The 14,902-nt window shown below is 33.6% G+C and carries 5 protein-coding genes; 4 read left to right on the top strand and 1 reads right to left on the bottom strand.

Annotation, left to right across the window (positions count from 1 at the left end; translation table 11 throughout):
- The first annotated feature begins 15 nt into the window (after positions 1-15).
- Complete coding sequence (locus LBP67_10330; GenBank protein ID MDR2085375.1) at positions 16-2,076, top strand: Ig-like domain-containing protein; 2,061 nt, start codon at positions 16-18, stop codon at positions 2,074-2,076.
- An 82-nt stretch (positions 2,077-2,158) separates the two neighbouring features.
- On the top strand, positions 2,159-3,646 hold the full coding sequence (locus LBP67_10325) for a Gfo/Idh/MocA family oxidoreductase (GenBank protein ID MDR2085374.1): 1,488 nt from the start codon (positions 2,159-2,161) through the stop codon (positions 3,644-3,646).
- Between the two features lie 31 nt (positions 3,647-3,677).
- Here LBP67_10325 and LBP67_10320 read toward each other — a convergent pair whose 3' ends face one another.
- On the bottom strand, positions 3,678-6,938 hold the full coding sequence (locus LBP67_10320; GenBank protein ID MDR2085373.1) for a hypothetical protein: 3,261 nt from the start codon (positions 6,936-6,938) through the stop codon (positions 3,678-3,680).
- Positions 6,939-7,594: 656 nt separating this feature from the next.
- Here LBP67_10320 and LBP67_10315 point away from each other — a divergent pair.
- Together LBP67_10315 and LBP67_10310 are read left to right on the top strand one after the other, a co-directional pair.
- Positions 7,595-8,545 carry an IgGFc-binding protein gene (locus tag LBP67_10315; protein ID MDR2085372.1) on the top strand — a complete coding sequence of 317 codons (951 nt, stop codon included), beginning with the start codon at positions 7,595-7,597 and terminating at the stop codon, positions 8,543-8,545.
- 41 nt (positions 8,546-8,586) lie between these two features.
- Positions 8,587-14,586, top strand: coding sequence for a T9SS type A sorting domain-containing protein (locus LBP67_10310; protein ID MDR2085371.1), 6,000 nt, complete (start codon positions 8,587-8,589; stop codon positions 14,584-14,586).
- The last annotated feature ends 316 nt before the right edge of the window (positions 14,587-14,902 follow it).

Below are 14,902 nucleotides of genomic sequence, written 5' to 3'. Positions count from 1 at the left end.
ATAATAGATTGAAAAGTGAATAGTGAAGCAGATAAATATGTAAATTCTGAAAATTCTGTGAATCTGTCCGCAGGAAAATCTCAATTTAAAAATATATTATCCGGGTATCGAGATTATAATTCGCAGAATAATAATATTTCTAAGCTCGTCCGGAATAAGAACAATCGAACTCGAAACTCGAAACCCGTAGATTTGCCGGTTATATCACTGTCATTGAAAATGTTATTACTGAGTGCTATAATCGTACTTATTTCTTCCTGCGCAAATGAAACGGCGTTGACAGGCGGCCCTAAAGATATTACTCCGCCGAAAGTATTGAAAAGCACACCCGAAAACTTCTCGGTTAATTTTAACTCGAATATTGTTGTTTTTGAATTTGATGAGTATATCAAATTAAATAATGTTAAACAAAAGCTGATGGTTTCGCCGCCTTTGGATAAAGATCCCGATATTAGTCAAAAAGGCAAGAAAGTAACTATGAAATTAAATGCGCCGCTTATGGAAAATGTAACATACAATTTCTTTTTCGATGATGCAATTGTAGATTACAATGAAGGTAACGCACTAAAAAATTTCTCTTATATCGTTTCAACCGGTGAAAGTTTAGATTCTCTGTCGCTCGAAGGAAGGCTTAGGGATTCATATACGTTTAAACCTGTTGAAAATTCACTTGTTATGCTTCATGCGGATTTGTCGGATAGCTCATTTATCAAAAATAAACCCTATTATATAACCAAAACAGATAAGGATGGTTTTTTTCATTTCACACATTTGAAAGACACAACTTATAAAATCTTTGCCCTAAAAGATCTCAATAATTCTTACACTTTTGATTTAATTACGGAAGATATTGCTTTTTATGATTCCGCTTTTAAATTGAGTTATGATACTTTAATACATATCAATTTATTGTCGTTTCAAGAAATTGATACGGTGCAAAAGGTAATTGAGAAAAAAGCAACTCAACTCAATACAATGCAACTAATTTTCAAATTTCCGCCGCAGGAACCGAGAATTGAATTTTATAATACTTTACCGGAAACTCGGCATATAATTTTTAGTAATAATAAAGATACGCTTACTGTTTTTACAAGCGGAATAGACACGGTCTTTTGTACGGTTTATGATAAAGAGCAATTTATTGATTCTGTCAGAATAATTGTAAATAATCAAAGGTTGGTGAAAAGTTCTGCTTTAAAAGTTACGCCGGAATTCGGTAATAAGGTTTTTTATAAAGACGAATTGTTTTTGGATTTTAATAATTTCATAAAGGAAGTTTTATGCGATACCTTGAAAGTTGTGACAAATATTGATACTATTTTCGATACAACTTTTGTAAGAATGCATTTGCTTGAACCTGAAAATATTTCGGCAAAGATTGATTTGAATCTTGATATTGAAAAGAAATATCAGCTTTTCATTCCTGATTCGGCCTTTCTTGATATCAATGAAAATTACAATAAAAAAATAAATTCGCAGTTTAGTGTTGTTGATGAAAATGCATTTGGAAATCTGATTCTGAAGTTTAAAAAAGTTTTCAGGGTTCAGGTTCCAAATTCCGAGTCGGATTCGGTATTTATAGAAGATTCGATAATAGATATTTCCGATTCTTTATATATTGAACCAAAAATTCAGGTTCCTGATACTTTGAGTTATGAACTCGAAATAATGAATACGGAACTGCAACAAGATTCTTTACATTATGACCATGATCATGGTCATAATTGCGATCATGATCATCATGATGAAAAAAAAGCGATTAATAAGACAAAGATTTATTTACCGATTGATACGATTCCCAACTGCAATACTTTCTTCATTGAATTGATGGACGGAAAGAAAGCTGTTGTTGCTTATGAAAGATTTACTTTACACGAAAATGACAGTGTGACTTTGATGTTTAAGATGCTGGTGCCGGGAGAGTATTCCTTGAGGATAGTTTATGATATTGATGATAATGGTAAATGGACAACAGGAAATTATTCCGGTAGATATCAACCCGAAAAAATAATTTATCCTAAAAACGTAACTGTTATCGGTAAGTGGGACGTTGAGGAAGTGATTGAAATTTGGTGATTTGATCTAATCTAACTGTTGTTATCAATTAATAATTCTTTATACTTTAATATTTTTGCATTATTCTAAATAATAATATTCTATGAAAACATCTCGCAGAGAATTTTTGAAATATACCGCAGCAGGTACCGGAGTTCTAACTGCTAATATTCTGTTCGGAAAATTTTTGTATTCTAAAACAGGTGATATTTTTAATTTTTCGGATTCTCCTTTGGGAAATTTACGATCAATGAATATGTGCGGCTATCGCGCTCCTAAATTGGATACTGTTAGAGTAGGATTTATAGGTTTGGGCGATAGAGGCGGTTCGGCAGTAACTCGTTTCACACATATTGACGGTACGGCAATAACGGCTTTATGCGATAAACGCCAGGTTGCTGTTGATGGTTCTCAAAAAGTATTATTGAAAACAGGATTGCCCAAAGCGGCAGAGTTTTGGGGAAAAGAAGATTCCTGGAAAGCTCTTTGTGAGGATGAAAATGTTGATTTAGTGTATATCTGTACAGATTGGGAAACACATACTCCAATTGCTTTGTATGCCATGGAACACGGTAAACACGTTGCAATAGAAGTTCCGGCCGCAACAACTCTGGATGAATGCTGGCAGCTTGTGGAAACATCGGAACGCACAAGAAAACATTGTATGATGCTCGAGAATTGTTGCTACGATTTCTTCGAATTACTCACGCTGAATATGGCTCGTCAAGGTTTTTTCGGGGAAATAGTACACGGCGAAGGAGCTTATCTTCATCAGTTAATGGATATGAATTTTAACAAGCCTATTGATGACGAGCAATATGATTATGGTTATACGGATATGTGGCGATTGAAAGAAAATGCCGCACGTAACGGTAATCTATATCCGACTCACGGTCTCGGTCCCATTTGCCAGATAATGAACATCAATCGGGGCGATAGAATGGATTACCTAAATTCAATGTCGAGTAATGATTTCCAAATGAGAAAGATGGCTGATAAATTAGCGGCTGAAGATCCTTTTTATTTACCTTATGCAGGAAAAAACTATAGAGGAAATATTAATACTACCTGTATTCGTACAAAATCCGGGAAAACCATGATGATACAGCATGATGTTACATCCGAAAGACCATATTCCAGAATTCATCTTGTTATGGGTACCGATGCGATGGCACAGAAATGGCCTTATCCGCCGAAAATTTCAAAGGGGCATTCCTGGATTAAGGATGATGAATTTAAAGAAATTGAAGAAAAATATACCTTAGATATTGTTAAGAAGATAGGTGAATTGGCAAAGAAAGTAGGAGGACATGGCGGAATGGATTTTCTCATGGATTGGCGTTTGGTTGATTGTTTGCGTAACGGACTACCTTTAGATCAAGATGTATATGATGCGGCACTTTGGAGTGCAATAGCTCCTTTGAGCGAATGGTCGGTTGCAAATAAATCAAACTCTATTGATGTTCCCGATTTTACCGGCGGCTACTGGAAAACCAATAAACCTATAGATTTAAGTTTGATTGAAGGTGGAAATACTCAAGTGAGAAATATGCGTAATGCAAATAATAATAATCAGTTTGAAGTGGAATAAAGTATGTTGATGTAAGTATGTAAATGTGAATTTAAAAATCAAGATTAAAGGAAATATGCCATCCTTTATCCGCTATCTTCCAGTCTTCTAATCCCCATCCGTAATCTATACGAACAAAATAACCGAATAAAGAAAATCTTAATCCTAAACCGTATCCCAGGACAAAAGGCTCTTTATAATTTATGACCTCAATTAGCATTGGATTAGCGTAATATTTTTTACGGTATAAAGCATTCTCATCGCTATACGGACTTAATCCGTTCCATGCAGTTCCTAAATCGGCAAAACCTACCAATTGTATTGAATTCAAAAATTTCGAACTTAAAGGCCTGTTTGCAAAATATCTGAAAACAGGAAGCCTTATTTCAGTATTCAGAACTATGAAATTCGGGCCGTTTCTGGTATTTTGACTGAATCCGCGCATGTTTGTTGCTAAAGTTTGATACGCGTAATTTATTTCATCACTAACTTGATTATCATAATTATATCTCGGTACAATCCAATTATCAACACCTCCCATGTAATAAATCAATCTGTCTGTACCGAAAGAGGTACTGCCGGCAATTCGCCAAGCAAAAATCATCTGCCTGTGAATTCTTTGGTAATTTCTGAAATCAAAACCTAAAACTACCATGTTTCTATTCTCTTTAACAATCATTTGACTATATTCCCCAAATATTTTGAAACGTGTTCCCAACAAAATATTCTGAGAAAGCTGATATGTATTGTCAAAAGTTAATTCTCCCTTAAATCCGAGCCAATTTGTGTTTTTAATGGGCTCAGCAATTGATTCAAGACTTCCTAAAGTAATATCTACTGTTTTATTATTACGCAAGATTGCAGTTCCGCTTACATGTAAATAGTCTGTAAACGGCCAGGTAAGTTTATACATAAATTCATGGGTACGAAGTTTGGCGATTTCGGATGAATTGTATGTATAATCTGTATTGCGATGAAAGATAAACTCTTTATCCAATCTTTTTTTCAAGTTAGAAAAAGAAATGGCATATTCATTATTTACAAGATCATTAGACAAACTAAATGCTCCTGTAATGCGATAATCCTCCATCAAATCGGTTAAGCCGGTCCCAAGCAGAATATTAAATCCGGAATAAAGATAAATAGGATTACTTCCTCCGGAAAATTGCTGATAGGAATAATTCATGGAAGAAAAATCCAACTGTGTAATTAAATCATTGATAAAGAACTCCACATAATAATTTTTCCATTTATCGGGAGCAAAATCATCTTCTTTCAATTCTTCGGAAATTTCCTCATAATGAGTTATAATAATCTGTTCCCAGACGCTGTCGGGAGTGCTCGGGTCCATTTCGGAAACATATTTCGTAGGGAACTCTCGTCGTAAATCCTTACTTAACACATCCTTAAATTGTCGAACCTCTTTCTTTTGAGGCACAGCATTTGTCAGAGAATCTGCAATATATTGCCTGCTGCGATAATATGTATTATCAAGTTTGGTTTCAATACCGGAACCGTCATTAATACTGCTGAGTGCCGGTATAGTTTTCTTACTTATTAAAGATGTGTTGTAATTACTTAATATTTCAATGGCAGTATTATTCTTAACATCATAATCAACAATATTACTATTATAATCTGTAATACTTTTTGTTTTAAGAAAATAGTTATAATGAGTAATTGTATCTACAAAGCTGATAATACTGTCGAATTCACCGAGGTACATATTGTATATCCCGTTTTTATCCGAAATGTACGTTACCAAATTATTATGAATCCATTGAGGCATGATTTCATCGGCATTGGTGGTATTAGTCATTCGCGTTACCTTTTCCGGCTGAAAAACATTCATCCTAAAGAGATCATTATTAGGATTTAAATTTATAAGATCATTTCCCCTATTAGAAGAAAATAATATATCACCCTGATTATTAAGAAATACAGGATTAAAATCGTTGAAAATATCATTAGTCAGATTAACCGAAACTCCGGAAACTATATTCCAAAGGAAAAGATCGGTTTGACCGTCTTTTACGGCTGAGAATATTATATATGCACCGTCAAAAGAATAATTCATATCCAAAACTTTCTGAAATCCCAGACTTGAAAATTGCTGATTCTGAAGAAATAACCAATTCTTTTTATTATTATCCGAAATAGTGTAGAAAAAAAGTTTAACGCTACCTTTTTCTTCTACGGCTACAGCCAAAATCGGTCGGGTAGGATGCCAAGCTAAAACTGGAAAAGTATTGTCCATCTTTGTATTAGATCTGTAGCCTGTTTTGTAAACACGTTTCAAATCGCCGGTTTCCAGATCTTTAATATATAACTTCTTCAATCCCATTTCGTTAGTAGTATATGTGATATATTTTCCGTCGGAACTGAAATTGATATTATTATAAATAAGATGTTTTTTTCTTTTATTGGATAGAAGTATATCTTGTTTTTCTATATTATCTTCTTTATAATCAGTATAATATTCTTCATAATATTTTCGCCATTCCTTTTCCAATTCCTTAAAATTGATACTAAGAACCACCTTAAAAGCATCATAAGGATTGTCTAACCTACGGGCATATCTAACAATTTCTTTTATAGCATTCTTGCCGAATTTATCAGCAATAAATTTCCAAACGGAATGCCCGATAATTACCGAATATTCGCCTTGAACATGTTTAAGTTTTTTAATATTGCCGCTGAAAAACACTTTTTTAAAATCGTCATCCATTTTTGTGTTCCAATTATCGGAATAATAAGAAACCAATCCGTCAACGAACCAATCATTTTCATTAATATCATCAGTAATACTTACCCTATCTCGTAGCCTATTGCCGCCCAATGCATTTTGTATAACTAATTTACAGGCTCCCGCCCTAACTTGTTTCTCAAATTCCGCAATATCGCCATTAAAATACATAAAAACTTTCCGGTCGATAATATGAGCAATTCCACCAGTGTTATAACTCGTATTTGCAAGAGATCCGAGATTACTTTGCTTTAAATCGCCGAGAGTATTAAAAATTATAAATTGGATATTACTCGGCATCTGAGTATTAAAATCTTTCTCAAGCTGAGGTAAATAATCTTTCAATACTTGATGAGTAAAAATTGCCAAATTCTGCCCGTTCTGATAAAAATAAATTTGATAATTAGAATGATCGTAATAATTCCACTTAAAGTTTTTATATTGTACTTTCCTTTTACCGAAAGTCATATTAGAGCCATTGTAAAACTGGGCATAAGAATTGAAAGATGAAAGCACTAAAAGAATTAATGCGGATATAATTTTAATATGTTGAAATTTTTTCTTCACCTCAAAAAATCAAAAAGCTCTTTGGCTTGCAAATATAGTAAAAATTGAAAAATGAAAGATTTTAGTATAGAGATTAAATCGATAATAAATATAAGCCAAAAGATTTATAGAATTGCCGCATGATTTTTATATTCATATATTTTATACTAAATAATTTATATCTTAAATAAATTTTTTCACAAAATTCAGTGCTATAAAATAGATTATCGTCAATTTGAAGAAATAATGATAAGTCATTTAAGCATAATGTGGTTTATTCTAATGCCAGATTTAATTATTTTTCTGCTATACATTTATCGGAAAGACAGATTGTATTTATTAACATTTCCAGATAAAGTCTATTGAAACCTAATGTATAAATTTGGTAAAATACAATATATGTATCATCTTTGCTAAAAAACAGTTTCCATATAGAGTTTAAACAACAAAACATTTCGATATCAGGTAAGTTAACTGAAAATGTAAAAATCAAAAATAATCATAAAAACTACCGATTTTTTACAGTCTCTATTATTCTGGATATGTTTTATATAATAGAAGAGCAATAATTAATTATTTGAATTTTTTTTATTTTAATAAAATTTAATATATTTGCAAACATTTGTCTTACCAATGTGTAATTTAATTCGAATGAGATAAGTTTAAAAATTCCTGTCATGGAAAATAAGATTAAAATACTATTTTTAATTTTAATGCTTTCCGCGTTAAGTCCACAAATATACTGTCAAAATACATCTCCATCAACTGAAGGTAAGGAATTTTGGGTAACTTTCATGAAGAATGGAAAAAGGGCTTGTACTGCCGTCCCCAATGATAATGATAAATTACAACTAACAATTATTGCTAGAGAGGTTACTACTGCAACAATTTCTAATCCTACTACAGGATACACAAATACCGTTGTTGTGCCTGCAATGACACGTACATTACTAGAGGTACCATATTCCCAGTTTTATACAGATGAATATGGTACTATAATGAATACAGGCATGCTGATAACAGCGGAAAAGAATATTTGTGTGTATGCTTCAAATCAAGCAGAAAATTCTTTTGATGCAACATTGGTGCTTCCGATAAGATGTTTAGGAAAAGATTATTCTATAACTACAGTCGGAACTAGATATTATATTGACGATTGTGGTGATGTTTATGCCGCTCAATTCGCTATTGTTGCGACTACGGACAATACACGTATTAAGATTACTTCTAAATTAGATACAAATACCGGCCAGTTTAAAGATTTGCCGTTTGAGGTTACTTTGAATCGAGGTCAAGTATATATGATTGGCGCCGAACATCCTCCTAGTTCAAGTCAGTTCCCTGAATACACAATTGGTTTATCCGGTTCCTGGGTAGAAGTTGTTCAAGGAGGTCAAGTTGCGGTGTTTCAGGGTAACTCTGCAACCTATGAAAAGGAAAGACTAAATAATCCAAATTATAATTTGCTTGCCTCTCACACTTATGACCAGGCTATACCTATCAAGTACTGCGGGAAGCAGGCATCAGCTATAATGGTTAATAACAGTAGCACTGAGTATTATCTTACCGCTATAGGTTTTATGATAATACATATATTACCTATGCTAATGGGTATTCTTACAATTTAAATAAAGGAGAATCCGAAAGTGGTTTCTTTTGGCCTGAAGCAATGGAATTTCATGCAGATAAACCTATAACACTTCATACTACTTTTACAACTTCGTCTTCTATAACTAAGACGGCGCCGTTGGATCAAGCACACACTGATTTTATTATCACCAGCCCGGATCATAGATCCAATTATTTGTTTTATTTTACTTTTATTGCACTTACTGAGGATATCCCAAGCATAAAAGTAAATGGAATAAATGTTAGTAATACGAACTTTCTGTATTTAGATTCCAAATACTCTTATGGTTATACAATTTTATCAAACAATGAGGTTCATAGGATTACCAGTCAAGGTGGAATTGTGGGAAATATTTTGTCAAGATATAGTAATTATGGGTTTATTTGCTCTTTCGGAGGTAAAATTTTCGTTATGTATATTGATGATGTGTTGAGTTACGAGATTTCCTCAACACAGTCTTATTGTATAAATACACCGATAGAATTTAGAGCAGAAGTCTTGTTGGATGAATATGTTGATGTTTGCTGGAATATGGGAGACGGTACATCATATGTAGGGGATACTATTTATCATACTTACACTCAAAGCGGAAATTATACAGTAGATATGATGGTACGAACATTAAGTCCGTACCTTGTTATTGATACTACTTATTTGAGTGCAAATTTTGAGATTACCGAAGGACTTGCTTTATATGTTGAAGATACCGTATGTAAAGGCGAATTATATAATAAGTATGGTTTCTCTTTTTATCCTGAAAATGATACTTTAGTAATATATTCCGGTAGTAATCAATATAATTGTGATAGTATTGTAACAGTCTCAATTACCGTATTAGATGCTCCCGCCCGTTATATCAACACCCGTGCTTGCGACAGCTATGATTTTTATGGTCAAACCTTAACTTCTCCCGGACGATATACTCATTTAGTGCCGATGAATCAAGGTTGCGATAGCATTATTACTTTAGATTTATTTTTACATTATTCTACAACCACCGGCATTACACGTCAAGTTTGCGACAGCTATACTTGGTACGGACAAACTTATACGGAATCTGGTGCATATGAACACACTTTGCAAACAACTAACGGTTGTGATAGTGTGTTAACTTTAAATCTGACCATACATAAAAGTTCTTCTCAAACTTTTCAGGAACAAGCTTGCGGGAGATATTATTGGGGAGGTACTTACTTAACCGAGAGCGGCCTCTATACTAAAAACCTAAAAACTCAATATGGTTGTGATAGTGTTGTCAACTTGGATTTGACAATCCATCCTCAGCCGATCAACAGTATAGATGTTGAAACCTGCGAAAATTATATATGGTACGGCGATACTTATACTCAGTCGGGAGTTTATTCAAAAGTTTTTCAGACTACATACGGCTGCGATAGCATAGAATATTTACGCCTTATTCTCTACGATTCCTATTCCGGAGAAATTGAACAAACATCCTGCGGAGAATACAATTGGAACGGGCAAATTTATCCCGTAAGCGGCATCTATTCACAAGGTTTTATTGATGAAAAAGGCTGTGACAGCATTGTTACAATGAATTTAACCGTTCATCAACCACAAAGTATAATAATAAGCGATTACGGCTGCGACAGATATTTTTGGGGAACAAATAATTATACTAAAAGTGGCATTTACCAACAAGTGTTTGAAGATATCAACGGTTGCGACAGCATAGTAACATTAGATCTTACAATGTATAACACAGCAACAGATAGCTTTACTCAAGAGTCTTGCGACAACTATTTATGGAATGGCATAGAATATGACCGCAGTGGGCAATATGTTCAGATTTTAAAAACTGCCGACAATTGCGACAGTACTGTAACAATGTATTTGACAATTCATAATGATACAGACACTTACTTGGAAGGTATTGGTTGCAATAGTTACGATTGGGACGGAACAATCTATACATCAAGCGGAATATATTCTAAGTCATATACGGATATCCACAATTGCGACAGCACTGTTTACATGGATATCAGTATCCGTAATACGGAAATTTTTTATGATGAAGTTTCCACCTGCGAAAGCTATACATGGGCGGGACAAACATACACATCTTTAGGTACGAATTTATATCACCAAACATTTATCGATTCACATGGCTGTGACAGCTTGGTTTATCTGACATTGACACTTTTAAGTAAACAGGAAATTGATATCGAAGATGAAAGTTGTGGTACCTACATTTGGAACAATCAAGTTTATACCCAAAGCGGAATTTACCAACAAAGTTTTAAAGATATAAATGGTTGCGACAGTATTGTAACATTAGACTTGATAATTAACAATAATATATTTGAGAACATATTTGATGAGGCTTGTGGGAAATATATCTGGAACGAAAGAGAATATACCCAAAGTGGTATATATCAGCAAACATTTAATACCCAAAATGGTTGTGACAGTGTTGTCATTTTAACACTTACTATTTACCAACCTCAAATATATAATATTGGCAAAGTTGCTTGTGAAAGCTATGAGTGGTACGGCCAAACCTACACTAAAACCGGTATTTATCCGAAAATGTTAACAGACCAACACGGTTGCGATAGTCTGGTAATGCTTCATCTGACAATCAGGAATAACGAAATCCATTTCTTATATGATACTGCATGTGTGTCCTATGTTTGGAATGGCAATGTGTACAACAATAGTGGGATTTATACTCAAATTTTACAGGATGAATACGGCTGCGACAGTATTGTGTCGCTGGACTTACATATCAATCCGATGAAAGCCGAACAGTTCTGGGAAGAAGTCTGCGGCAGCTACACATGGAATTATCAAAGATATACCGAAAGCGGTACTTACAGGCAAACATTTAAAGCACAAAACGGCTGTGACAGTATTGTGACTTTACATTTAACGGTTAACCCGGTTCATGATACATTTGAACAAGTTCACATATGCGGCAATTATGAATGGAACGGCGAAATTTATACTCAAAGCGGATTATATATCAAAGAGTTCAAAACTCAATACGGTTGTGACAGTATTGCGGTCTTGAATTTATTTATAAATCCGGGTGAAGTCTACAGACAAAATGTTATAGATTGCTATCAATATTATTGGGAAGGCGAACTTTACATCCAAAGCGGTATCTACAGGAAGATTTATCAGGATATTTACGGTTGTGATAGCATCAGGGAATTAAACTTGGATTTAAGGAGTACTGAATATCATATGGGCGCACTTTATGGTTGTGGGGAAGTAGTTTGGGCTGGACAGACTTACACAATTAGTGATAACTACACCAAAGTTTTCACCGATATTTACGGTTGTGACAGTATTGTTAGTTTGGATATATATGTAACTCCTATAGACAGTGTTGAAATCACTGATGTAGGTTGTTATGTTTACAATTGGAATAATGTTGGATATACCGAAGGTGGAGTTTATACTCAAAATCTAACAAGTAAACTTACGGGTTGTGATAGTATCGTTACATTAACACTAAGTATGAACGGTACTCCCGAATATAGTTACGAGAGCGGTCAATCTTGTGATGAATATTATTGGGATGGAGATATTTATACTCAAAGTGGTGAATATTTTAAAACTTACGAAAAATATAATGGTTGTGACAGTATTGTTGTGATGAATATTACCATTCACAACAGTTATGACACACATATCAACGACAGTATTTGTCAAGGTTTTGAGTATAACAAACATGGATTTTCAATCAACACGGAAGAACTAATCGGCACTTATACTTTTGAACACGTTTCCTCCACCCAATCTTACGGTTGCGATAGTATTACAACTTTAAACCTTACTATTACACATCCTGAAACAAACACAGCGAGCTATACTCATTGCGGCAATTATCAGTGGGGTAATCAACTTTTAGAGGAAAGCGGTATTTACATTCAAACCTTCACAAATAGATTCGGCTGTGACAGCACAGTAACATTAAATTTTGCAATACTTCCTGCCTACGAACATACCGAAATTTACGAAAGTTGTGGCGCCATTGAAATATATGGTATTTTATACACTCAGAACGGTATTTACACAAGGACATTTATAGCGCAGAATAATTGTGACAGCATAATAACAATCGAGTTAACGATTTATCCGGAAATAGAATTCTACTATGAAGATGATTTCGGTTGCGGTCAGTATGATTGGAACGGTATAATTTACACAGAGAATGGTGTGTACTCTCAAAGTTTTAAAAACGAGCATGATTGTGACAGTATTGTAATAAAGACAATCACGATTTATCCCCCTGAGATAATTTATACGGTAGAAAATGTAACATTTTGTGGGGAGTATGAATGGAACGGTATAATTTATACAGAAACCGGATTATATGAACAAATACTTTCGAATCAACATGGGTGCGATAGCGTTGTAAGGAAAAATCTTACGATTTATCCGGAATATTACTTACACGAAACAGTTCAAACTTGTGTTCCATACTTCTGGCAAGGACAAACTTATAATCAGAGTGGAATTTACGAAAGACATTACTATACTCAAGAATACGATTGCGACAGTATTTTAATATTGAATTTAACAATCTCCGATTATGTTTATACTCCGATAGAAGCTATAGTCTGCGAAGGTGAGATATACAATGAAAATGGATTTGAAGTAAGTACGGAAGGTTTGGGCGGGCAAACATATACTGAGAGTCAGCAGTTTGTAAGTGCCTATCTCTGTGACAGTATTGTTGAATTGTTTTTGCAAATAAATCCGCGAGAATTAGTAATTATTCAAGATAAAATATGCCAAGGCGAGATATACGATAATCATGGTTTTTACATTGATACTGAAAATTTAGTAGGACTAATAACAGAAGACCAGGTTTATGTAAATCAATATTTTTGTGACAGCATTATACGGTTGGAATTGCAGGTTAATCCGGGATACAGCATTATGAGAGAGATAATAAATTGCGGATTTTATGAATGGAACGGCAATATTTATACTGAGAGTGGTACCTACCAAGAAACTTTCATTACACAAAGCAATTGCGACAGTACTGAGATTCATAATGTAACAATAGTAGAAGAATATGAAGTTGATGACCTGCAGGAAGTTTGCAATGAGTATTATTGGGAAGGCGATCTTTACATCCAAAGCGGTGTTTATACAAAGACGTTAGTTGCAACAAATAATTGCGATAGTATCGTACATTTAGTATTAACAATTTTGGATAAACATTACAAAGATACAATTGCTGAAGCCTGTTACAGTTATACTTGGGGTGGTCAGACATATTACACCAGCGGTGTTTATCAACAAACTTTTGAGAGTCAACTAACAGGTTGTGATAGTGTTGTAACGAACACAATCACAATTCATAAGAAATATATGCATTATTTTGACAATGTTGAAAGTTGTGGTGCCTATTATTGGGCAGATAAAATTTATACCGAAAGCGGCGAACAAACGGAAATTTTTCAAAGCTTTTATGGATGTGATAGTATTGTAACAAAGAATATTATCATAAAACCGATTCCGGAAATTAATTACATTAACGGCGCCAATGAAATAATAATAAAAGAGGGCAACGGGGCAAAAATTTGTGAATATGAGGTTTCTCCGAACAATCAAAATTACACTTATGAATGGACTATCATCAGCGATGGTTGGTATATAGTTCAAAATAATTCTCCGAGATGTACGGTTTATGTTTTAAATACCGGAGAAGCGGTATTAAAAGTCAAAGCTTTTCTCAACGGATGTGAAAGTGATGGGCGAGAGATTATTATTACAAGTTATTATGGTATTGATGAATATGAAGATAATTCAGAAGTCAAATTATATCCGAATCCGGTAAGTAATGAATTGACGATAGAATTGATAAACTTAGAAAGTGAAGTCAAGATTGAGATTTATGATAATAACGGCAAAAAACTTCATTCGGAGAATATCAATGTTTCGGATAATATTTATCGCTACAAGTATTCTGTACAAAATCTGACAAATGGAATATATATGCTTGTTGTACATAATAAGAATAAGCAATTTGTGAGAAAGTACGTCGTCCTGAAATAGTTTTACTAAAATAATCACAGATATTTAATATAGTTATAGTCAAATGATAAAGAAATTTTATTTAAAGAAATTTCAAGAACTGTTTATAAAAACTTCATAAAAGATGCTTTTTATATTTCAATGATTCTTACTTTTGTAGATTATAATTTATATAATGTTGCAGCAATGATGTTGAGTTCTATAGAATCTTTTCCTGAAAAACTTATTAGAATTAACAAGATTATTTCAAGCCGTAACGGCATATCCTTATTCAATAAATATAGTTTGAGGATATGCGATTATAATTACAACTTCAATAAATTCTGAATTTTAATCT

Source organism: Bacteroidales bacterium, from assembly GCA_031276035.1.
GTDB lineage: Bacteria > Bacteroidota > Bacteroidia > Bacteroidales > BM520 > RGIG7150.
Note: the sequence above shows the minus strand (reverse complement) of the source record. Positions and strands in the feature narration are given on the sequence as shown.

Bases quoted from the DNA above. Each gene is read 5' to 3' on its own strand.
- LBP67_10310 (MDR2085371.1), top strand. From the start codon at position 8,587: ATGGAATTTCATGCAGATAAACCTATAACACTTCATACTACTTTTACA.
- LBP67_10325 (MDR2085374.1), top strand. From the start codon at position 2,159: ATGAAAACATCTCGCAGAGAATTTTTGAAATATACCGCAGCAGGTACC.
- LBP67_10315 (MDR2085372.1), top strand. From the start codon at position 7,595: ATGGAAAATAAGATTAAAATACTATTTTTAATTTTAATGCTTTCCGCG.